The following is a 20,769-nucleotide window of genomic DNA, read 5'->3' as shown; positions in this document are numbered from 1 at the left end:
CCTGGAGCCTCTCAGGCCGCCCCCTCGCTCGGCCTATGGGCGCACCTGTCAGCCCACCACGTGGCATTCGCGCCGCAGCAGCGCCAGAGCGTCGTGCATCTGGTAGTCACGGTCGCTGGTCAGCGTGGCCTGCGCGTCTTGCACAAAACCGGACCACAGCGCCAGGTAGTCTTGCTGGAAGGCGGCCGCCGCATGGGTGCGGATGAAGTCGGCCGCCAGCTCGGGCTGCAGGCCGGACTTGCGGATCTTGCGCACCAGGCTGGCGGCGGTTTTCTCGGTCAGCAGCGTCTTCTTGGGCGCGCCAGCGGCCAGGCACAGGAACAGCGTGAGCAGGGAGTGCTCGTCCTCGTTGCCTGCGGTCGCCTTCGTCCAGGTCTTGCTGGCGGGCTGCGGAGGCTCGTCGTCTTCCTCCAGGGCGTCCAGGCTGCGGTGAAAGCTGTCCACTTCGGCCAGCGGGTCGTCCAGCAGGAAGTACCGCGCCCGAAAGGCGCCCATGGGGCGCAACAGGGTGCGCAGGGGCGCAGTGGACTGCAGCAGCTTGGGCAAGTCCGCCAGCACCGCAGCGCATTGGGCCTGTAGCACATCGCGCAGCTCTGCGGGCACACCAGCGGGCAAGCGCAGCGCCGTCGGCACGGGTGCCTTCTTTTTGCGCAGTGCCGTCACCAGCTTTTCAAACGCCGGGGCGCTGGGCCACTCACCCGCTGCCATGGCCTTGGGGTTCAGCGCCTGCATGAGCAGCCCTGTGCGGATCACAGCCTCTGCGTCAGCGCCAGCGGTTTCCAGCTCGTCGGTGTCCAGGTCGTACTGCGCGGCAAGCCATTCGGCGGCGGCGATGGCCTGGGCGATCTGGCTGCGGCGGGCCAGCTCCGCGCGGTAGTCGGCATGGCTGCGCAACGACCAGGCAGCCAGCAGCGGGGTTTCGGCATCGGCATAACCGGCCATGCCAAAGTTGCTGCTCTCGGGCATGGCGATCAGCCGCTTGAGCATGTCCGACCCGCCCTTGGAGCGCGACAAAAAGGAGTTGTCGCGCAACGAGACCGCCGCCTTGGCCAGATCACCGTCCGTGGTCTCCAGCAGGTACAGGCTGATGAGGTTGACCATGCGGTCCCGCGCTTTTTCCAGCTCGGGCCGCAAAAACTCACTGCCAAAGTAGCGCGCAATCTGCACCATGCCCTTGGGCGCATCGGTATGGATGGCCGCAAGCCGGTCCGCGTCGAGGATGCCATGCTGAACGCCGTAGACCAGCGCCTTTTCAAAGAAAGGACGGGCGTCGTGCAGTTGCAGTGCCGAGCTTTGGGACATCATCAAATCGCGGATTCTTCGTCAGAGGCGCGGGCAGCGGGCGTGGCCTTGCCACGGTCCGTCTCGCTGGTCTCGAACTTGCCGTCGTCTTCCTCGGCGGGAGTCTCATCGCCCTCTTCCAGGCCCATATCAAAAGCACGGGCTTTGGCGCGCAGCACCAGCAGCATTTCGATGAACAGGTCGCGGCACTCGTAGCGCAGCAGCCAGGCCATCTGCATCCAGTCGCGGTCGGCCACCTCGTCCAGGTCCACGCGCGGCTGCACATAGCCCGAGGCCAGCAGTTCGTCATCGCTCAGCGTGACACCGTAGTCTTCGGTCGCGTCAAACGTGCCAGTGCGGGCAAAGGCTTCGATGCGGCTCCACTTTTCCGCAAAGTAGTTGGCCAGGGCCTCGGCGCCGCCTTCGAGGTCGCCTATGGCGGTGAGGAATTCCACCGGGTCGGCATCGTCGCGGAAGACCACGGCGTTGACCATGTTGCGCAGGTGGGTGTGGGTGAGGTCCTTGTACTGCTTCTCCAGCACCATGGCGCGGGCAAACTGCTCAGGCGTGACCAGCATGTTGACCACGGACGTCTTGGAGTCGTCGTACTCGCGCATCACGGCCAGGATGTCCTTGGGGGCGAGCTGGTCCAGCACTACCATCAGGGCGTTGTCGCCTTCGGCATCGGCCAGCTCTGCCAGCGCCGATTCGGCGCCCACGATGTCACCGGCTGCGATGAGGCTGGTGGTTTTGGTGATCAGGGCCAGGTGTTGGTTGCTGCTGCTCATGGTCGTCATTCCTTGCGCTCAAAGCCCACGTCGGCCAGCCAGTTGGCGCTGGCCTCTTCGCGCGTACGGCTGTTGTGTGGGTCCACCGCGTCGTCGGCACTCAGGGCGCTGTAGTCGTCGTCGTGCTCGGCGGCGTCTTCACTGTCCTCTTCGGCATCGCTGTCGCCATGTGCGGCGGCAGCGGGGGCCATGTGGGCGTGCTGCTGCAGGTATTCCAGGCCAGCAGCCACGGTCAGAAAGCGTGCGCCCTGGGGCTCGCGCAGCACCGTCTGCGCCAGGCTCTGCGCCCAGGGCTCCAGCGCCACGGCGTGGCCCAGGCTGTGCCAGTCGGGCAACTCATTCACGGGCAGGCTCAGCAGGTGCTCCAGCGCCGCCGGTTGGGTGAAGCGAAAGCCCCGGTGGAACACCACGGCCACCATTTCGGGGGCCAGTTCCATCATCTGCACCAAAAACGCCATCTCGTTGCGCTTTTCGGCCAGGCGCTTGCGCAGCACGTCGTTGCCCTCGGAGTCCGACACCAGGTCATCCAGCTCGGCCTGGTAGGCCGAGCGCAGGTCATAAAAATAGGGAGAAAGTTTCACAGGGCAGAAGGGTGAGAAAGGATGCGCGCGCTGTAGGCCTGCCAGATCTCCTGGGCGGTCTGCAGCGGGTCGTCCAGCAGGTTGCGGCGGCGGTTGTCGTCGTAGGCCTGGCGGGCGTCGTCGTCCGACAGCACCTGGTAGGCCTTTTGCACTTCAGCAAAGCGTTGGGCCGCGTCGGGGTCGGTATTGCGGTCGGGGTGGTAGAACGAGGCCTTCTGGCGAAAGGCCTTCTTGATGTCCGCCAGCGACGCGTTGGCCGCCAGCCCGAGGGCTGCGTAGTGGTCAGCAGTCATGAAACAGTGGATGGGTCCGTCAAAACAAGAGGTGGCCAGCCAACGGATGGAGTGGGCGGAATGCTGCGCGGCACCGTATGCGGTACCTGCTCCAGCACCAGCCCGCTGGCATCAGCCTCCCAGGCTCACAAACACGTTTTGTACGTCGTCGTTCGAATCGATGGCGGCCAGGAAGTTCTCCACCTCCTCCAGCTGTTCGGCCGTGAGGTTGGCAGGGTTCACCGGATTCTTGGGCTTGTAGCCCAGCTTGGCAGTCAGCACCGTGAAGCCGTGGGCTGGCAGCGCGCGGCTGACCAGATCCAGGTCGGTGGGGTCCGTCCAGAAGACGGTGGTGCCTTCTTCGTCGCCAGCTTCAAAGTCCTGCGCACCGGCTTCGATGGCGGCCAGCTCGGGGTCGGCATCGGCGTTGGCACGCTCGGCTTCGATGATGCCCACGTGGTTGAAGTCCCACGCCACCGAGCCAGATGTGCCCAACTGGCCCTTGCGGAACAGCACGCGCATCTCGGGGGCAGTGCGGTTCACGTTGTCGGTCAGGCATTCGACCATCACGGCCACCTGGTGGGGGGCAAAGCCTTCGTAGATCACGCGTTCGTAGCTGACGGCGTCGGCGCCGGTACCGGAGCCCTTCTTGATGGCGCGCTCCAGCGTGTCCTTGGGCATCGATGCCTTGCGGGCCTGCTCGACCACCAGGCGCAGGCGCGAGTTGCTGGCCGGGTCGGCGCCGCCGCGTGCGGCCACGGTGATTTCCTTGACCAGCTTGCCAAACAGCTTGCCCTTGGCATCGGCCACCAGAGCCTTGCCTTTTGCTTTCCACTGCGCGCCCATGGGGGTTACCTTTGTGTGTGGGTTGGGGGTATTTGCCGTGGGTCGCCCCGCGCGGCAAAAACCCTATAGTTTACCCGGCACCCCAGAATCACCCCATGCACACAACCCCGGCGCTGTCGTGGCGGCGCCAAACCGGCTGCCAACGGCCCCGCCCTGCCCTCAGCAGCGTGTAATCTCGGCCAAACAACCACCCTCCCCTCAGCGCCCCCTCTCCCATGCTCAACACCCTGTGGCTCGGCTTCTTCCTGACAGCGGCGGTGGCTGCGCTGGCCCAGTGGCTGGTGGGCGGCAATGCCGACATCTTCTCGGCCATGGTGCAGGCCCTGTTCCAGATGGCCAAGCTCTCGGTCGAGGTGATGGTGCTGCTGTTTGGCACGCTCACGCTGTGGCTGGGGTTCTTGCGCATTGCCGAGAAGGCGGGCCTGGTGGACGCGCTGGCGCGCTGGCTGGCGCCGCTGTTTGCCAGGCTCATGCCTGGGGTGCCGCACGGCCACCCTTCGCTGGGGCTGATCACGCTGAACTTTGCGGCCAACGCGCTGGGGCTGGACAACGCGGCCACGCCCATGGGGCTGAAGGCCATGAAGTCGCTGCAGGAGCTGAACCCGCAGCCCGACACCGCCACCAACGCGCAGATCCTGTTTCTGGTGCTCAATGCCTCGTCCCTCACGCTGCTGCCGGTCACCATCTTCATGTACCGCATGCAGCAGGGCGCGCCCGACCCAACGCTGGTCTTTTTGCCCATCCTGCTGGCGACCTCCGCGTCCACCCTGGTGGGCCTGCTGAGCGTGGCCGTGGTGCAGCGCCTGCCACTGTGGAGCCCCGTGGTGCTGGCCTACCTGCTGCCCGTAGCGCTGGTGCTGGGCGGCTTTATGGCGCTGCTGACCACGCTCAGCGCTGCGGCGCTGGCCTCGCTGTCGTCGCTGCTGGGCAACCTCACGCTGTTCGCGCTGGTGGTGCTGTTTGTGGCCTTGGGCGCATGGCGCAAGGTGCCAGTGTATGAGGCGTTCATCGAGGGCGCGCGCGAAGGCTTTGACGTGGCCAAAGGCCTGCTGCCCTACCTGGTGGCCATGCTGTGCGCGGTGGGCGTGTTCCGCGCCTCGGGGGCGCTGGGCTATGTGCTGGACGGCATCCGCTGGTGCGTGACCACGCTGGGCGCTGATGCCCGGTTTGTGGACGCTTTGCCTACCGCTCTGGTCAAGCCGTTCTCGGGCAGCGCGGCGCGCGCCATGCTCATCGAGACCATGCAGACCCAGGGCGTGGACAGCTTTGCCGCCCTGGCCGCCGCCACCATCCAGGGCAGCACCGAAACCACCTTTTACGTGCTGGCGGTGTACTTTGGCGCAGTGGGCATCCAGCGCGCGCGGCACGCCGTGGGCTGCGCGCTGCTGGCTGAGCTGGCGGGCGTGGTGGCTGCCATTGTTGTGTGCTACCGGTTTTTTGGGTAATTTTGGCTGGTAGCGCTAGTGCTATATGCCCAAGCAGCTATCAATTAGATAGCAAACAGGATATCAACCGCCAGCCGGCCCAGGAGCAGCCACCAGCTCCCACTCGGCCAGTTGCTCGTTGGTGGCGATCAGCCGCCCCACCAGCAGCTTGATGAAGGCCTTGTCAAAGCGCGACTGCAGATCTTCCGACGCCTCGCGCAGCGCGGGGTTGCGCACCTTGAGCACCAGCACCTCGGTTTCGGCCACGGCGGTGGCGGTGCGGATGCGGTTGTCGGGGCGCAAGTAGGTCATCTCGCCCAGGGTCACGCCGGGGCCCAGCGTGCTGAGGTTCCAGCCCTGGCGGCTGACGGCCACCTGGCCCTCGATGAGGATGCAGAACGAGTCGCCGGGCGTGTTCTCGCGCATCAGCACCGTGCCCTGCTCCAGCCGGCGCCAGCTGCCCAGGCGCATCAGCTCCCACAGGGCCACGTCGTGAAAGTCGGCAAAAAACGGCAGTGCTCGCAGGCGCGCAAAGCGCTCGGCCTCGGTGTCTTGCGACTTCTGGCGGGGCAGGCCCCGGTGCGCGGCCAGCAGCGCCTGGGCAAAGTCGGCCCAGGTGGCAAAGCGGTCGGCGGGCTGCTTGGCCAGCGCACGCAGCAGCACCTCGTCCACATGCGCTGGCAGCGACGCGCGCAGCAGGCTGGGCCGCGTGGGCGTCTCGTTGCTGATCTTGTAGAGCGTGGCGAAGTCGGTGTCGCCATCAAACGGGCGACGGCCCGTGAGCAGCTCGTACACCACCACGGCCAGCGAGAACATGTCGCTGTGGTGGGTGAGGTCCTGCTCGCGCACCTGCTCGGGCGACATGTACGAGGGCGACCCCACCAGGCCAGACAGCTGGGTGGCATCGCTGCGCAGCGATAGGGCGGCGCCAAAGTCGGTCAGCTTCACATCGCCGCCGCGCGCCAGCATGAGGTTGGCGGGCTTGATGTCGCGGTGCACCAGACCTTCGCGGTAAGCGTATTCGAGCGCGTTGCAGCACTTGAAGGCAATATCCAGCACCTGGGGCACGGGCAGCAGGGTGTCGGGCGTCGCAAAGTCGGACAGCGGCTGGCCGTCCACGTATTCGAGCACTAGGTACGGCGGCAGCGCCTCTTCGTCCGCATCCAGCAGGCGCACGATGTTGGGGTGGCGCAGGCGGCCCGACAGCGCGGCCTCGTTGCGCAGCAGCTTGCGGTAGCGCTCGGCCTGCTCGGGCACCTTCAGCAGGTGCGCGTGGGTCTGCTTGATGGCCACCTTGCGGCCCCGGAAGCCGTCCAGCCCCAGGTACACGATGCCACTGGCGCCCCGCCCCAGTTCACGCTCGATGCGGTACTTGCCGATGTTGGCGGGCGGTGCAGAGGTGGCAGTGGCCATGGCGGGGCTCCCGTGTCAGGGTGGGCAAGTCAGGTGGGGTCAGGCTCCGGCCAGCGCCTGCTCAAAGTCGGCCAGCAGGTCTACCACCTCTTCCAGGCCCACCGACAGGCGGATCATGCTGTCGGCAATGCCCATGGTGGCCCGCACGGCGGGGCCGGCCTCCCAGAAGATGGTGTGCGCCACCGGGATGATGAGCGTGCGCGTGTCGGCCAGCCCCGTGGCCTTGATGGGCAACTGCAGGCGGTTGCACACGGCGAGGCACTGGTCAGGGTTGCGCAGCTCGAACGACAGCAGCCACGAGCCCGCCTTGAGGTGCTTGCGCGCAAACGCGTGCTGCGGGTGCGAGGGCAGCATGGGGTACAGCACGCGCGAGACGGCCGGATGCGCCTCCAGCCACTGCGCCAACGCCAGGGCCGTGGCACTGGTGCGGTCCATGCGCAGTGACAGGGTCTCCGCGCCCAAGGCCAGCTGGTGGGCGGCGTGGGACGACAGCGTGCCGCCCATGTCGCGCAGGCCCTTTTTGCGCAGCTGCTGCAGGCCCCAGCCCTTGGCGTCCCCCTTGCGGTAGGCCGCAAAGATGTTGGGGTAGCCCGACCAGTCGTACAGGCCCGTGTCGGTGATGGCGCCGCCCAGTGCATCGCCCTGCCCGCCAATGCTCTTGGTGAGCGAGTTGACCACCAGGCCCGCGCCCACCGTGGCCGCGCGGAACAGGTAGGGCGAAGCCACGGTGTTGTCCACCACGTACAGCACGCCCCGCTGCTGGCACAGTGCGCCAATGCCTTCCAGGTCGGGGATCTGCGTGCCGGGGTTGGCAATGGTTTCGACAAACACCATGCGGGTGTTGGGGCGCAGCGCGGCAGCCACATTGGCCGCGTCGGTCACGTCCACCGTGGTCACTTCAATGCCCAGGTCGGCCAACGTGCCGAACACGCTGTTGGTGTTGCCAAACACAAACTGGCTGGCCACCAGATGGTCGCCCGCCTTGAGCAACGTGAGGAACGCCGCGCAGATGCCCGCCATGCCGGTGGAAAACACGATGGAGCCGTACCCGCGCTCCATCTGCGTGATCTTGGCCTCCAGCGCCGCCGTGGTGGGCGTGCCCTGGCGCGCGTAGTTGAAGCCGCCCTTGGCCGTGCCCTGGAAGACGGCGATCAGGTCCTCGACCTTCTCGTAGCCGTACTGCACCGAGGTGTGGATGGGCTTGTGGATGGCCCCTTGCTCGGCGCCGCCCAGGCGGTCGGCATGCACGATCTGGGTGGTGAAACTGTGGTTCTGCGGTGTCGTCATAAAAATCTGCGCTGTTTCTGCGTGGCTACTTACAAGACGGGGCGATCACTACTGGCGCGCCCTAATGCCAGTGCACCCGTGGAACTGGCTTTGCCAGGCCACCGGGTGCGTCCCCCTCCGGGGGAAGGCGCGCAGCGCCTCAGGAGTTACCGTTCAGGTGCGATGTGTTCTGCGTAATCGTACAAGGCGCCCAAAATATCCTGCGTCCGCTCGTCGTCGGCCGTCTCCGAGAGTTCGTCGATTTCGGTGAACAGCTGCTCCACCGTGCGCGCACCGCCCTGCCCGTCGAACAGGCAGGCAGCGCGGTGGGCCTCCCAGCGCTCCTGCTCCTCGGGTGACAGCGTCTGCGGAAAGTTGCGCGCCCGGTAGCGCCACAACAGCTCGGCCAGACGCGGGTCGTCAAAGTTCGCGCGCGCCTTGGCCAGCTTGTCGCCACTCAGGGTGCGCAGGTCGTTCAGCAGGCGCCGATCGTTGTTGCCCACAAACCCGCCGTACAGGTCCTGGTCCACATCGGGCGCGGGCTCTTGCGGGCGGGCAAACACCGCCGGCCAGATGCCGCTCATGTCGGGCAGCGCGCGCGCCACCTCGGCGTGCCGTGCGGCCTGTGCCAGGTCGATGCCCCAGCGCTGGGCCAGCGCGGGCGTGAGCGTGTTCACATTGCCCACCACCATGGGCGACTTGTTCAGGTGGATGGTCTTGATGGGCAGGCGCGTGACGCCCTCGGGCAGCGCGTCGGCCTTGCTGAACATGCGCAGGCGGATGTCCTCCACATTCAGCGTGGCCAGCTCGCGCGGGTCATGGGCCAGGTCCCAGGCGATCAGCTCGTTCTTGTTGGTGGGGTGGCTGGCCAGCGGCCACATCACCGCCAGGCAGCCGCGTTCGGTGGGGAACATGCCCGACACATGCAAAAACGCCCGCGCCGTGGCCGTGGTGGCGGGCAGCCGCAGCTCGGCGGCCACACGGTCTTTCTTGTGAAGGCTGAGGGCAAAGTCGAACAGCTTGGTGTTGTGCTGGCGAATCAGCCGCGCCAGCGCAATGGTGGCGCGCACGTCCGACAGCGCATCGTGCGCGGCATCGTGCTGCAGGCCGTTGGCCTTGGACAGGTGCTCCAGCTTGAAGCTGGGGGTCACGCCGTCTTCCTTTTTGGGCCAGGTGATGCCGTCGGGCCGCAGCGCATAGGTCATGCGCACCACGTCCAGCAGGTCCCAGCGGCCGCACTGGTTTTGCCACTCGCGCGCATAGGGGTCGATGAGGTTGCGCCAGAACATGAAGCGCGTGATCTCGTCGTCAAACCGGATGGTGTTATAGCCCACGCCAATCGTGCCGGGCTGCGCAAACTCGGACTCGATGCGCGCGGCAAACTGGTGCTCGGGCACGCCCTGCTCCAGGCACTGCTGGGGCGTGATGCCGGTGATGAGGCACGACACCGGGTCGGGCAGATAGTCGTTGGCGGGCTGGCAGTACAGCATCAGCGGCTCGCCGATTTCGTTCAGCTCGGCATCGGTGCGGATGGCCGCGAACTGCGCGGGCCGGTCGCGGCGCGTGTTGGCGCCAAAGGTTTCGTAGTCGTGCCAGAGAAAGGTGTGGGGCGCCATGGTCGGTAGGCTAACAGGAGGCTGCAGGCGGCGGCTTGCGCACGGCGGGCGGGGCGCAAGGCGATCAAGCCGCCACTGTAACCGCATTTTTCAGTGTTTTTGGCCGCAAGCGCTAGTGGAACATGCGCAAGCAGCTATCAAAAACATAGTAAGCATATTCACCGTACGGACTGATGCACATTCGCACCCGGTACGCAGGCTGGCACGCGGGACAATGGCGCATGCCCAGTTTCATTGCTTACCCTCGCCCCGTGGGGCGCGCCTCCGCCCTGCCCCGCGCTGCCCAGCGCGCCCACGCCCCTGCAGGCGTTGCCGGAGTGGCTCTGGCAGCCGCCCTCGCCCTTGCGGGCTGCGCGTCAGCCCCCAGCGCCACCCCTACGCCTGCAGCCAAACCTGTGGCGGCGGCCCCAGCACAGACAGCTTCGCCCAACGCGCCGCCCGCCCCAGCCGCCACTCAGCCGCAGGCCAGCCCCTATGCCGACCATGCCGCCGACTTTGCCCAATGGCTGACCACCTTTTCGGCCCAAGCGCTGGAGGCCGGCATTCGCCCGGCCACCGTGCGCGACGTGCTCGGCAAGGCACAGTGGCTGCCCCGCGTGGTCGAGCTGGACCGCGCCCAGCCCGAGTTCACCCGCACCCCGTGGGCGTACTTGGACAGCGCCGTCTCCCCCCAGCGCATTGCCCTGGGCCAGGCCCAGCTGGCAGCGCACGGCACCGCCCTGCAGGCCGCAGCCGCCCGCTATGGCGTGCCGGCCAGCATCGTCACCGCCATCTGGGGCATGGAGAGCAACTACGGCAGCAACTTTGGCACCTTCCGCACGGTGGACGCGCTGGCCACCTTGGCGTACGAAGGCCGCCGCCGCGCCTGGGCGCAGACCGAGCTGCTGGCCGCGCTGCGCATCATCGACCAGGGCGACATCGCCGCCGACCGCATGATCGGATCGTGGGCCGGGGCCATGGGGCACACCCAGTTCCTGCCCTCGGTGTTTCTGGCCTACGCGGTAGATGCCGACGGCGACGGGCACCGCGACATCTGGGGCAGCGTGCCGGATGTGACGGCGTCCACCGCGCATTTCCTCGCCCGGTCCGGCTGGAAGTCGGGCGAGCCATGGGGGGTGGAAGTGCAGTTGCCCCCCACCTTCGACCACGCCCGCGCCGACCCCGCCGTGCGCCAGACCACAGCCCAGTGGGAGGCCGAAGGGGTGCGGTCCATCGACGGGGCGCCTTTGCCCGACCTGGCCGGGGCCTCCGTCATCACCCCAGCGGGCGCGCGGGGCCCGGCGTTTCTGGTGGGCAACAACTTTCGCACCATCCTGCGCTACAACAACTCGGTCAACTACGCGCTGGGCGTGGCCCTGCTCGCGCGCCAGATCGACGGCGGCGGCCCGGTGGCCACCCCGTGGCCCCGCGACATCGAGCCGCTGTCGCGCGCACAACTGCAAGCCCTGCAAGAGGCCCTGAACCGCAGGGGCTTTGCCGCTGGAACTCCCGATGGCGTGATGGGCCCCGTCACCCGCGCAGGCTTGCGCGGCTACCAGCGCAGCCTGGGCGTGGTGGCCGACGGGTATCCGACGCTGGAGCTGCTGCAGGGGTTGCTGAGGCCCTGAAGGCCGCTCGCTCCAATCAAAGGAACGAGCAGCGCATCGCCCCACGACAGCCACACACCGTGGCAACCATCACGACTTGAGGGAGCGAATTGCTTCGTCGATATCGCGCAGGTTGGTCTCTATCTTGGCCCCCAGCAGGTAAATGGCCAGCAGCATGAAGACGCCAAAAGCAACGCCTGCGGCAATGGCACTGGTCAGCGCATTGGCCTGCGCCTGTGCTATGCGCACGGCTTCTTCAGCACGCTGCTTGTCAACCCGGTCCTGTTCAGCTTGCACAAATTCAGCCTTTTCGTCCTGAATTTTGTCCCAGGCCTTGATGTGAAAGTTCAGCACCGGAATGAAAACGCTCTTGACCTTGCCTTCTTTGCGCATGGCGATGATGGTGGGGTCTACGAGCACAGCACAGGTGAATTCTGTCGCAGCCATGACCCACCGGTCCCCCCGCCGCTTGTCCTGCGCCAATCGCTCTATCTGGGAACGCAACTCCTCAACGCGTTGCGCAGCAGCAGAGTTGTCTTCTTGTTCAATCTCAGCCCCCACCTTTTTGCCGAACTCGAAAGAACACCGATACAGACGGGTGACCTCTTCAAGGTAGCGCAAGGAGGGGGCTATTGACTTTGGGGAACTGGCTGGGGATTGCGCCTCATCGGCCTTATCCCCGTTCAGGAGGAATTTCTTGAGTTCCTCCATGCTGACCTCTTTCTCTGGCGCCTTCTGGGCCGGAGCGGGTTCTTTGGGCGTCTTGGTACTTTGATACGCCACGTTGACACCCAAAATCAGGACTATCAGCAATGCGAGCGCCATGCCTGCGAGGACGATGATTTTGACGATCTTCAGTAAAAATTCTTCGGTCTGCTTGGTCTGTATGGCCATTTTTTCTCCCCGTCGATTGCTATAAATCCATGGCCGATCTGACTTTGATCGGAGCCTTCTTTGTGTCGGCGGGGGCCTTCTGCGCGCTGGCTTTATCGGTGGCCGCTTTCTCGGCTGCAGACCTTTCAGCGGCGGCTTTTTCCGCCGCAGCCTTCTCTGCAGCCACCCTTTCTGATTCCAATTGCAGGTTCTTGGCCCGCAGCGCATTCATCTCGGCGGCGTGTGCTTTGGCCGCAGCGGCAGCCTCTTCGCCGGAGCGCCGCTTCGTTGCAGCCGCGCGCTCCGCTTCCAACTGCTTCTGCTCAGCTTGCAGCGCTGACAGCTCCTTGTCTTTGTTCAACTTCTCATGGGTACGGGCCGTGGACTCTGTTGTAGGTACAGGGTTTACGGCGGTGTTGCTACGGGCAGTGGTCGGCTTGGGGAGGGCTGGCGGTTGTTTGCGCTCCGGGGTTGCATAGGCCAGTTTCAATTGACAGTCCCTGAGCTTGGTTTTGCCGTCCTGCGACTCCATGGGCCCGTTGAGCGTCATCTGCGCGCCGTTCAACGTGCCCTGCAGACGGTATCGCCAGGAGCGCTTGGGGTCGGACTTCCAGTGGCCGTTGCCTTCCACACTGGCGCGGCCCATCCGGTCAATCGATCCAGCAAACTGCTCGATGACCTGGGCATTTTCATATTTGCCAGTCATGGCGCCCAGGGACACACCGACCTCCACGGGGCTGACAAACGCTTTGCCTGATCGGCTGGACGCCACTTGCAATTCACCGCAAGTGACAACGCCCCGCCAGACACCCTCGGTGTCATTGATGGCAAGGCTGTGCGCAACCAAGGGGCTCAGCATGGCCGAACACAGAACCACAGTGAACAACCCCTTGAACCGGACGTAGTTGGACACTCCGCTCAGATTGCCAAATGAGAAATTCAGTCGCATGTAACCAAGTATGTCATGACGGGCATGACACATCGCTCCCGCCCCGTGCAACGAAACCCGTCCTGTTGCGTGATTGGCAACACCCCCACGCCAGATACTTTGCATCAATGGAAATCCCGGCTCCCCTGCAGCGCCTGTGCCATGCGGCCCAGTAGGGGTGTCAGGTCCTTGAAGCGCTGGGCCACCAGGTGGCGCACCATGGCCTTGCTACCAAGCGCGCCGGGGCTGCATTGCCACACCCCTTCCACCGCCAGCAGCTGTGACCGCAGCAGCGCATTGCGCCACACATCGACCAGGGCGGGCCAGACGATGACGTTGACGGGGCCGGTTTCGTCTTCCAGCGTGACGAACATGGTGCCCTTGGCGGTGCCGGGGCGCTGGCGCACGGTGACGATGCCGCAGGCGCGCACCTTGCGGCCGTGGGCGACGCTGTGCAATTGCAGGGCGGTTTGCAAGCGCCAGCGGGCCAGGCGGGGGCGCAGCAGGGCCAGGGGGTGGCGGCGCAGCGTCAGGCCGGTGGCGGCGTAGTCGAACAGGATTTCTTCGCCCTCGGGCGCCTCGGGCAGTTGCAGCGGGACCTCGTGCACGGGCACGTCGCGCCACAGGGGCGGCGCGCTGTGCTGGGCAGCGGCGTCCCACATCTGCTGGCGCCGGTGGCCGGACAGGCTGGCCAGGGCGTCGGCAGCTGCCAGGGCCTGCAGGTCTTGCTGACTCAGTTGGGCACGCAGGGCCAGGTCTTCGGTGCTGGCAAAGTCGGGGCCTGTGGCGCGGGCTTGCAGCAGGCGCTTGGCGGCATCTCCGTGCAGGCTGCTGACCATCCGCAGGCCCAGGCGTACAGCGGGCTGGGGCAGCGGCGGCGCGCCCAGGCCGCGTGCGGGGCGAAGCGGCTCGGGGTTGCCCTCCAGCGTGCAGTCGATGTCGCTCACGGTCACGTCGATGGGCAGCACGCGCACGCCGTGGCGGCGGGCGTCCTGCACGAGTTGCGAGGCGCTGTAAAAACCCATGGGCAAGGAGTTGAGCAGCGCCGCCAAAAAGCAGGCGGGCTCGTGGCACTTGAGCCAGCTGCTGGCATAGGCCAGCAGCGCAAAGCTGTGGGCATGGCTTTCAGGAAAGCCGTATTCACCAAAACCCAGCATCTGCTGGAAGATGCGGTCGGCAAATTCGGCGGGGTAGCCCCGGTCTTTCATGCCTTGTTTGAGAGGCTCTTCAAAGCGGTGCACGCCGCCCTTGCGCTTCCAGGCGGCCATGGAGCGGCGCAGGTCGTCGGCCATGCCGGGCGTGAAGCCCGCCGCGATCATGGCGATCTGCATCACCTGTTCCTGAAAGATGGGCACACCCAGTGTGCGCGCAAGGGCGGCCTCCAGTTCGGGCTTTTCCAGCTCCAGCGACTCGCCCCTGCGTCTGCGCTCGCGCGCCTGCAGGTAGGGGTGCACCATGCCGCCCTGGATGGGGCCGGGGCGCACGATGGCGACCTCGACCACCAGGTCGTAGAACTCGCGCGGCTGCAGGCGGGGCAGCATGCTCATCTGCGCGCGGCTTTCGATCTGGAACACGCCCACGGTGTCGGCGGCGCAGATCATGTCGTAGGTGGCGGGGTCTTCGTGCGGGATGTCTTTGAGACCCCAGCGCTCGCCGCGCAGGGCTGCGCGCAGGTTGAGGCAGCGGCGCAGTGCGCTGAGCATGCCCAGGGCCAGCACATCGACCTTGAGCAGGCCCATGTCATCGAGGTCGTCCTTGTCCCACTGGATGACGGAGCGGTCCTTCATGCTGGCGGGCTCCACCGGCACCAGCCGCGTGAGCTTGCCCTGGGTCAGCACAAAGCCACCCACATGCTGGCTGAGGTGGCGCGGAAAATCCTTCAGGTCGGCAGCCAGCTCCAGCCACAGCCGAGCGGTATGCCGGTGCAGCGACACGCCCACCGCCTGGGCCAGCTCCTGGAGGCGGTCGGTGGCAAAGGTCTCGTCAAACCAGTGGTGGTCTTTGGCAAACGCATCGACCAGGGCGGGCGCCACGCCCAGGGCTTTGCCCACGTCGCGCAGGGCGCTGCGCGTGCGGTAGCAGGTGACCACGGCGGCAATGGCGGCGCGGTCGCGGCCGTATTTGTCGTAGATGTACTGGATGACCTCTTCGCGCCGGTCGTGTTCGAAGTCCACGTCGATGTCGGGCGGCTCGCTGCGCTCCTTGCTGATGAAGCGCTCGAACAGCAGGTGGGACTGCTCGGGGGCCACTGCCGTGATGCCCAGCACGTAGCAGACCACTGAGTTGGCCGCCGAGCCGCGCCCCTGGCACAGGATGCCCACGCTGCGCGCAAACCGCACGATGTCATGCACGGTCAGGAAATACATCTCGTACCCGCAGTGCGCGATCAGATCGAGCTCTTTGCGGATCTGCGCCTGCACGCCCTCGGGCGCGCCCAAAGGGTAATGGCTTCGCACCCCCAGCTCTACCAGCCAGGCCAGTGCCTGGGCAGGTGTCATGCCCTCGGGCACGGTCTCCAGCGGGTAGCGGTACTGGATCTCACTCAGGCTGAAAGTGCAGCGCCCGGCCACGGTGAGCGTGGCCGCCAGCAACTCGGGCGGATAGATGCCCGCCAGCCGCACGCGCTGGCGCAGGTGGCGCTCGGCATTGGGCTGCAGCGCAAAGCCGCACTCGGCTACGGTGCAGCCGAGTTGGACGGCGGTGATCACGTCCTGCAGCGGCTTGCGCGAGCGGGCGTGCATGTGCACGTCGCCCGCAGCCACCAACGGCAGCTGCAGCGCGGCCCCCACGCGCTGCAGCGTGGCCAGCCACAGGCTGTCATCGGCCGCCTGGTGCAATTCGACCGCCAGCCACACATGCGGAGCCTTTTGAGAGCCCAATTGGCTGGTAGCGCTAGTGATACATGCGCTGATTGCTACAAAATCAGAAGCATCAAAGCGCTGCCGGCATGGTGCCAGCAGCAGCTCGCACCCCTGCAGCAAGTGCCAGGGGCTGTCCACACCCACGCGGTATTGCCCCTTGGGCGCAGCGGCACGGGCGGCGGTGATGAACTCGCACAGGTTGCCCCAGCCCTCGGCATCGCGTGCCAGTGCTACCAGCCGCAGGTCACCCCACAAAAACTCGCTGCCCACGATGAGGTGCAGGCCACATTTCTTGGCCGCCCCCCAGGCACGCACCACTCCGGCCACGGAGCATTCGTCCGTCAGCGCCAGCGCCTGGTAGCCGAGTTGGGCAGCACGCGTGACCAGCTCTTGCGGGTGCGATGCGCCGCGCTGAAAGCTGAAGTTGGACAGGCAGTGCAGCTCGGCATAGCCCGGCAGCTCGGCCATGCCTGCGGCAGATGCAGCGGCTGCAGGCACAACCGAAGCCTGCGGAGGATGTCGGTGCGTCAAACCCATGGACAACCACCCTGCCCGCTCACCCAAAGATTCCGTGCAAGAACCAGCGGTGTGGGCGAGCCACCGCTGGCGTGCCATCCAGCGCAGGTGCCAGGCGCTCGCGAAACACCCACACCAGTCCCGCAACGTCGTTGTGGGCCACAAAGTAGTCGCGCAAGGCCAGGTCTGCGCAGGGGCGTGCTGGGTCCACAGCGTCGTCCATGGCAGACCACCAGCCCGCCTCCAACCGGTGGGGTCCGGCCAGCAGGCGCAGCAGGCCGTGGTGGCAGGGGCGGTTGCCCTGCACGGCCAGCTGCCGGGGCGGGTTCAGCAGCCAGGTGGGCAACAAGGGGGCATCCGGGACGATGCCCTGCGAAGCACCGTCCGCACGCGTGGACACAGGACCGGTGGGTGTCCGCGTGGCTGCATTGCGCGTCGCAGCCGAGGGCATGCCCAGCACTTCAGCGGCCGGTCTCCATTGCTGCATGCGTTCGGGCCGATGGTCGGCCAGCAGCACCGGGGCCACCACGTGGTCGGCCCCCAGGCGGGCCGACAGGCGCTCCAGCAGCTGGTGCAGGGCCTCGCCGGGGGTACCGGCCGGGTCGGTGCTGCCATGGCTTGTGGGGTCACGCCCGCCCACATCCCCCGGGGGCAGCAGGCTGGCACTGCGGTGCGGCAACGGTGCCGATTCGAGCAGCCGCAGCGTGATCTGGTTGACCGGCGCGGCCAGCGAGGTGCGCGCCAGGTTTTCGGCCAGCAGGCGCCGCAGGTGCACCAGGTCGTGGGTGGCCTGGGCGGTGCGCACCTGCAGCGCCTGGGTGGGGGGCAGCGCCACGCCATCCAGGCGCCGCAGGTCGTGGCGCCAGGCCAGCTCCAGCGCCAGCACGCCCTGCTGGCGTGCCTGCAGCCAGGCCTGCAGGGCCGTCAGGCTGCGGCTGGCGCTCCACAGCAGTGCGTCGGCCGACGCGGCCAGGGCAGGCAGCTCGGTGGTCAACACAAACTGCTCGGGCAGTTGCAGCCAGGCATGGGCCTCGGGGGCATCGCCCAGGGCCTGGTCCAGCACCTGCAGCACGCCCGCGCCCAGGCGCCGCGCAACGCCCGCACGCGGCAAGGCCCGCAGCGCGCCCCAGGTGCGGCAGCCCATGCGCTCCAGGCTGGCCACATGGGGGCGCAGTGCTGTCAGCGTGTGCAAGGGCAAGCTCTCTACCCCGCCCTGCAGTGGGCAGGGGCGCCCTGCCAGTGCCATGCGCAGCCTGGCATGGGCCACCAGGGCGGTGGGGCCTGTGCCCCACACCGTCGGCGCATGAAGCGGCAAAGCCGGGGTCTGTCCACAGGAAGGGGCAAGCCCTTCCGCGCTGCGGACGCGTGGAGGCGCAGCGCCCTCCCCTTCGCACCGGGCAGCAGCCTCGGCCCAGGCTTGCAGCACCAGGGCCTGCAGCGCCTCGCGCCCGCCCCACAGGCGTTCGGTGGTGGACACCTCCAGCAACACCGCCTCGCCATCGGCCAGTGCCACACGCGGCGTGAAACGCAAGGCCCACCAGCCAGCGGCGGCCTGGAGTGCGCCAGCACTTTTGTCCGTGCCCATACCCGTACCTGGCAAGGCGGCAGGCTCATCGGACCAGGGCAATGGCAGAGCGATCCAGTGCATGCCTGCTCCCTTCTGGCCGGCCTCCGGGTCGGCCTCCTGGCTGCTCTCCGGGCTGGCCTGGGGGCTGGACTGGAGGCACGTGGCGCGCCAGCGCCCCCGCCAAGGCCCCGGCTACACGGACGGATGCGGCCTGACGCCCTGCCAGTAGAGCCCTGGCGGCTTCTTGCGCCGCACGGCGCCGCTCAGCCTGCGCCACCAGCACCTGCGCCAGCTGCGGATGACAGCCCGGCAGGTGGAGTGCCTGCGCCAGCGGAGGCCCCCGGCGCTTGAGGATCTGCACCTGCATGCCAGGGGCAGCGGCGGCATCCCCTGGCAGGGCCAGCCCCTGCACTTGCAGCCGCAACGGGGCGGGCGACGCATGCGGCATTTGCAGCGCCTGCAGCGAGGCGGCCACCGAACGAAACACCCACAACAATTGCTGCTGCTGGGCAGCCGCCAGTTGCAACCGCCGCAGTGCCGCAGGCTGCGCCTGGGGCAACCAGGCCATGACGGCCAGCACGCCCTGGCAGCGCAGCGCCTGCTCGACCGCCCACAAGGCGGCCACGGGGGAGTCGGCGCGCACCACACACACCCGCTCTGCGCGCAAGCCCTGCGATTGCAAGGCCGGGCCAAAAGGCTCACAGGGCGGCGCCACCAGCACGATGGCACCACTTTGTTTTGCCGTGGCCTGCACCAGCGCAGGCATCACCAGTTGCCATTCATGCAAGCCCGCCAGGGGCTGCAGCACCTCGCTCAGGGCTCCCACAGGCCAGCCACCGCCCGGCAGCTCGGCATCCAGCGCGGCATACCCTGTGGGCAGCACACGCGGCGTGCCGGCCCCCAGCGCGTCGGCATGCCACACCCCAGCAATGGAGGCGGGCAAAGGGGACGCAAGCCGCAAGGAAGGGCGTGGCGCAGGCATGGTCGTAGGGGGGTTCAGGCAACAAGAATACTGTAAATATAACCAGTATTTTGCAGCTTGGGTGGACCGGAAGGCGAAGCCCCACCCAGGACGCCGGTATGCGAAAGCCGCCGCAAGTCGGCCCACCGCCCACGCGTTCAGGGCGGCGCTGAGGGGGAGCTAGCAAACGCCGCCAACTAGGGAGTTCTCTTAAAGAGCCCCCGGGTTGGTGGTGTCAATCCGAGAGTCGGTTTACAGCGTACGCATCGCCCAGTCGCACCAGTCAGCCACTGCCGCATCGGCAGGCGTGGCGCGGTCCGAGAGCTGGGGCCAGCGGCGGTGGCTGGCGTTCAGGATGCTTTGCAGCTGCCACAAGGCCTCGCGCCCCACCAGGGCGACCTCGGCCATGCCAATAGCGTCGCCTTGCAGCTGCGCCAGCAATTCCCCCTGGTGCCGGGGGTGTGAGCCCGCTTCGATCAGGGCCTTTTGCAATGCCATGAGGCGGGAATCGGCAAACGCAAAGGCGCTGCCCGCAGGAGACTTGGCCACCGCGTCTGGGGGCAACGCCGCCTTGAGCTGGTCCCAGTAGGCAAAGGCTTCGGCCAGCAACTCGATCTGGCGCGGGGCGTCGTTACCCAGGGGCATCAGGGCCGATTCGCGGGCCACTTCTTCCTGCAGCAGCGGCAGGATGAATGCCACCAAGGCCGAAGGAAACTTGCGGTGGTTGAGCCGCAGCACCAGCGACAGCCGCTGTGCGGGCATGTCGTCGTATTTTTCGTAGAAGGCGGCCACCACCTCGGCCAACAGCAGGATGCGGCCCATGGGCGTGATGTCGGCCCCCAGCAAGGCGCGCGGGTAACCACTGCCGTCCATACGCTCGTGGTGCTCCAGCACAGCGACCTCGGCGGCGCGTGGATAGGCTTGCGTGTCGCGGATCATGAGCATGGCCGAGATGGGATGGGCCACCAGGTGCTTGCGCCCTACCCCCACCACCTTGTGGTCCGGGTCGTCCCAGGCCGGGTCCATGTGCAGCACCCCCAGGTCATGCAGCAACGCAGCGGCCGCCACCGTGCTGCAGTCGCGCTCACTCAGCCCGCTTTTGAGCGCCAGAAACACCGCCACGGTGGTCATCACCAGACTGTGCTGGAACAGCGTGGGCCGCTGGTCACGCATCACCGTGAGCTTGCAGGCCATGGCAGAAGGCAATGGCAGGGAACGCAGGGGTGCCAACAACCGGGCGCCTGAGCCCAATGCCTCGGCCAGCATGGCGGGCAGGGTTTCCTGCTCGATGAGCGTCTGGCCCAGGGCCAGCAGGGCCGGTACGTCCACCGGGTTTTCGATGGACAGATGGCGATCAATGGGTTCACGCAGCTTGTGCTGCACCAGGCGGTCGTACAGACGGCTGTCGATGCGTGCCCCCTTCTCCACCAGCTTGATGCCGTTGTCGGTGTAGATGGCAGCACCTGCGACCACCGTACGCCGGTCGGCCATGTCGGTCAGCGCACGCAAGTAATGGGGGCTGTCAGCGTCCTCGGCATCCGCTGAAAGAAGAATATCGGTCATGCAAGCAACACAAATCGTTACTTCGCACTATATGGGGTTCTCTTGCAAGGCACTGACTCGCATGGCGCGATACAGACACGCAATCTTGATGCACATCAAGTGACAGGCCCTGCTACCTGCACTTGTTTTGGCCGCATAGAACGCATTGCACGCCCATATTCCCCTGTGCAAGACCTGGTTCCACCCAGGCTTTCCGGGGTGGAAAAGCCCTTTGTCACCCCAATGTCATTGTCCCAAATGGAAATCAGGGTTTCCATGAGGCAATGTCGCCAAAAGCCCATTTTTTGGCGCTCTCAGGCAGTCAGTCTTGGGTAAACCCTGAAAAGTTCCGTGCCGATTGTTCACAATACTGGAACAGTTAGTTCGCGACTAGGTGGTTTTTCTCTGCACCCCACCGGCGTACAGTTCATCCCATCGATGAGCCGAA

16 protein-coding genes are annotated in these 20,769 nt (G+C 66.5%); 2 read left to right on the top strand and 14 right to left on the bottom strand.

Annotation, left to right across the window (positions count from 1 at the left end):
* Window positions 1–48 precede the first annotated feature (48 nt).
* The 5 genes from ACODSM_RS16990 to ACODSM_RS16970 all read right to left on the bottom strand — a co-directional run bounded on the left by ACODSM_RS16990 (window position 49) and on the right by ACODSM_RS16970 (window position 3,768).
* A complete protein-coding gene (locus ACODSM_RS16990; RefSeq protein ID WP_082753150.1) occupies window positions 49–1,305 on the bottom strand; it encodes a hypothetical protein in 1,257 nt (418 codons plus the stop codon).
* On the bottom strand, window positions 1,305–2,069 hold the full coding sequence (locus ACODSM_RS16985) for a hypothetical protein (protein ID WP_488806274.1): 765 nt from the start codon (window positions 2,067–2,069) through the stop codon (window positions 1,305–1,307). Before ACODSM_RS16985 ends, ACODSM_RS16990 begins: the two co-directional genes overlap by 1 nt.
* Before the next feature lie 5 nt (window positions 2,070–2,074).
* Complete coding sequence (locus ACODSM_RS16980) at window positions 2,075–2,650, bottom strand: hypothetical protein (protein WP_015014300.1); 576 nt, start codon at window positions 2,648–2,650, stop codon at window positions 2,075–2,077.
* On the bottom strand, window positions 2,647–2,943 hold the full coding sequence (locus ACODSM_RS16975; RefSeq protein WP_488806273.1) for a DnaJ domain-containing protein: 297 nt from the start codon (window positions 2,941–2,943) through the stop codon (window positions 2,647–2,649). Before ACODSM_RS16975 ends, ACODSM_RS16980 begins: the two co-directional genes overlap by 4 nt.
* A 111-nt stretch (window positions 2,944–3,054) precedes the next feature.
* Window positions 3,055–3,768 carry a YebC/PmpR family DNA-binding transcriptional regulator gene (locus ACODSM_RS16970; RefSeq protein WP_060984321.1) on the bottom strand — a complete coding sequence of 238 codons (714 nt, stop codon included), beginning with the start codon at window positions 3,766–3,768 and terminating at the stop codon, window positions 3,055–3,057.
* Between the two features lie 215 nt (window positions 3,769–3,983).
* Here ACODSM_RS16970 and ACODSM_RS16965 point away from each other — a divergent pair, with 215 nt between their 5' ends.
* Window positions 3,984–5,213 (top strand): nucleoside recognition domain-containing protein, encoded by a 1,230-nt coding sequence (locus tag ACODSM_RS16965; RefSeq protein WP_488806272.1) that lies wholly within the window; start codon window positions 3,984–3,986, stop codon window positions 5,211–5,213.
* Window positions 5,214–5,276: 63 nt separating this feature from the next.
* Here ACODSM_RS16965 and ACODSM_RS16960 read toward each other — a convergent pair whose 3' ends face one another.
* From ACODSM_RS16960 to sbcB, 3 genes are all read right to left on the bottom strand, one after another.
* Window positions 5,277–6,605 (bottom strand): protein kinase domain-containing protein, encoded by a 1,329-nt coding sequence (locus ACODSM_RS16960; RefSeq protein WP_056746086.1) that lies wholly within the window; start codon window positions 6,603–6,605, stop codon window positions 5,277–5,279.
* A 39-nt stretch (window positions 6,606–6,644) separates the two neighbouring features.
* Window positions 6,645–7,892, bottom strand: coding sequence for a cystathionine gamma-synthase family protein (locus ACODSM_RS16955; protein ID WP_488806271.1), 1,248 nt, complete (start codon window positions 7,890–7,892; stop codon window positions 6,645–6,647).
* A gap of 146 nt (window positions 7,893–8,038) precedes the next feature.
* On the bottom strand, window positions 8,039–9,487 hold the full coding sequence (gene sbcB / locus ACODSM_RS16950; RefSeq protein ID WP_488806270.1) for an exodeoxyribonuclease I: 1,449 nt from the start codon (window positions 9,485–9,487) through the stop codon (window positions 8,039–8,041).
* Window positions 9,488–9,708: 221 nt separating this feature from the next.
* On the opposite strand from sbcB, the gene ACODSM_RS16945 reads away from it, so the two are divergent.
* Complete coding sequence (locus tag ACODSM_RS16945) at window positions 9,709–11,094, top strand: lytic murein transglycosylase (RefSeq protein WP_488806269.1); 1,386 nt, start codon at window positions 9,709–9,711, stop codon at window positions 11,092–11,094.
* A gap of 69 nt (window positions 11,095–11,163) precedes the next feature.
* On the opposite strand, the gene ACODSM_RS16940 is transcribed toward ACODSM_RS16945, so the two are convergent.
* The 6 genes from ACODSM_RS16940 to ACODSM_RS16915 all read right to left on the bottom strand — a co-directional run bounded on the left by ACODSM_RS16940 (window position 11,164) and on the right by ACODSM_RS16915 (window position 20,342).
* Window positions 11,164–11,967, bottom strand: a complete 804-nt coding sequence (locus ACODSM_RS16940) for a hypothetical protein (protein WP_488806268.1) — start codon at window positions 11,965–11,967, stop codon at window positions 11,164–11,166.
* Between the two features lie 19 nt (window positions 11,968–11,986).
* Window positions 11,987–12,895: a hypothetical protein gene (locus tag ACODSM_RS16935; protein ID WP_488806267.1), complete on the bottom strand. Its 909-nt coding sequence runs from the start codon at window positions 12,893–12,895 to the stop codon at window positions 11,987–11,989.
* A 104-nt stretch (window positions 12,896–12,999) separates the two neighbouring features.
* Complete coding sequence (locus ACODSM_RS16930) at window positions 13,000–16,203, bottom strand: error-prone DNA polymerase (protein WP_488806351.1); 3,204 nt, start codon at window positions 16,201–16,203, stop codon at window positions 13,000–13,002.
* An 88-nt stretch (window positions 16,204–16,291) separates the two neighbouring features.
* Window positions 16,292–17,899: a DNA polymerase Y subunit UmuC family protein gene (locus ACODSM_RS16925; protein ID WP_488806266.1), complete on the bottom strand. Its 1,608-nt coding sequence runs from the start codon at window positions 17,897–17,899 to the stop codon at window positions 16,292–16,294.
* Window positions 17,862–18,800 (bottom strand): translesion DNA synthesis-associated protein ImuA, encoded by a 939-nt coding sequence (gene imuA, locus ACODSM_RS16920; RefSeq protein WP_488806265.1) that lies wholly within the window; start codon window positions 18,798–18,800, stop codon window positions 17,862–17,864. The genes ACODSM_RS16925 and imuA overlap by 38 nt, the downstream gene beginning before the upstream one ends.
* A gap of 231 nt (window positions 18,801–19,031) precedes the next feature.
* A complete protein-coding gene (locus tag ACODSM_RS16915; RefSeq protein ID WP_488806264.1) occupies window positions 19,032–20,342 on the bottom strand; it encodes an HD-GYP domain-containing protein in 1,311 nt (436 codons plus the stop codon).
* Window positions 20,343–20,769 lie beyond the last annotated feature (427 nt).

This window comes from Acidovorax sp. FG42 (assembly GCF_057809195.1).
This window is presented reverse-complemented; position numbering and strand designations above follow the sequence as displayed.

Bases quoted from the DNA above. Each gene is read 5' to 3' on its own strand.
- ACODSM_RS16970 (WP_060984321.1), bottom strand. From the start codon at position 3,768: ATGGGCGCGCAGTGGAAAGCAAAAGGCAAGGCTCTGGTGGCCGATGCC.
- ACODSM_RS16915 (WP_488806264.1), bottom strand. From the start codon at position 20,342: ATGACCGATATTCTTCTTTCAGCGGATGCCGAGGACGCTGACAGCCCC.
- ACODSM_RS16925 (WP_488806266.1), bottom strand. From the start codon at position 17,899: ATGCACTGGATCGCTCTGCCATTGCCCTGGTCCGATGAGCCTGCCGCC.
- ACODSM_RS16955 (WP_488806271.1), bottom strand. From the start codon at position 7,892: ATGACGACACCGCAGAACCACAGTTTCACCACCCAGATCGTGCATGCC.
- ACODSM_RS16965 (WP_488806272.1), top strand. From the start codon at position 3,984: ATGCTCAACACCCTGTGGCTCGGCTTCTTCCTGACAGCGGCGGTGGCT.
- ACODSM_RS16935 (WP_488806267.1), bottom strand. From the start codon at position 12,895: ATGCGACTGAATTTCTCATTTGGCAATCTGAGCGGAGTGTCCAACTAC.
- ACODSM_RS16945 (WP_488806269.1), top strand. From the start codon at position 9,709: ATGCCCAGTTTCATTGCTTACCCTCGCCCCGTGGGGCGCGCCTCCGCC.
- ACODSM_RS16930 (WP_488806351.1), bottom strand. From the start codon at position 16,203: ATGGCCGAGCTGCCGGGCTATGCCGAGCTGCACTGCCTGTCCAACTTC.
- imuA (WP_488806265.1), bottom strand. From the start codon at position 18,800: ATGCCTGCGCCACGCCCTTCCTTGCGGCTTGCGTCCCCTTTGCCCGCC.
- ACODSM_RS16985 (WP_488806274.1), bottom strand. From the start codon at position 2,069: ATGAGCAGCAGCAACCAACACCTGGCCCTGATCACCAAAACCACCAGC.
- sbcB (WP_488806270.1), bottom strand. From the start codon at position 9,487: ATGGCGCCCCACACCTTTCTCTGGCACGACTACGAAACCTTTGGCGCC.
- ACODSM_RS16940 (WP_488806268.1), bottom strand. From the start codon at position 11,967: ATGGCCATACAGACCAAGCAGACCGAAGAATTTTTACTGAAGATCGTC.
- ACODSM_RS16960 (WP_056746086.1), bottom strand. From the start codon at position 6,605: ATGGCCACTGCCACCTCTGCACCGCCCGCCAACATCGGCAAGTACCGC.
- ACODSM_RS16975 (WP_488806273.1), bottom strand. From the start codon at position 2,943: ATGACTGCTGACCACTACGCAGCCCTCGGGCTGGCGGCCAACGCGTCG.
- ACODSM_RS16990 (WP_082753150.1), bottom strand. From the start codon at position 1,305: ATGATGTCCCAAAGCTCGGCACTGCAACTGCACGACGCCCGTCCTTTC.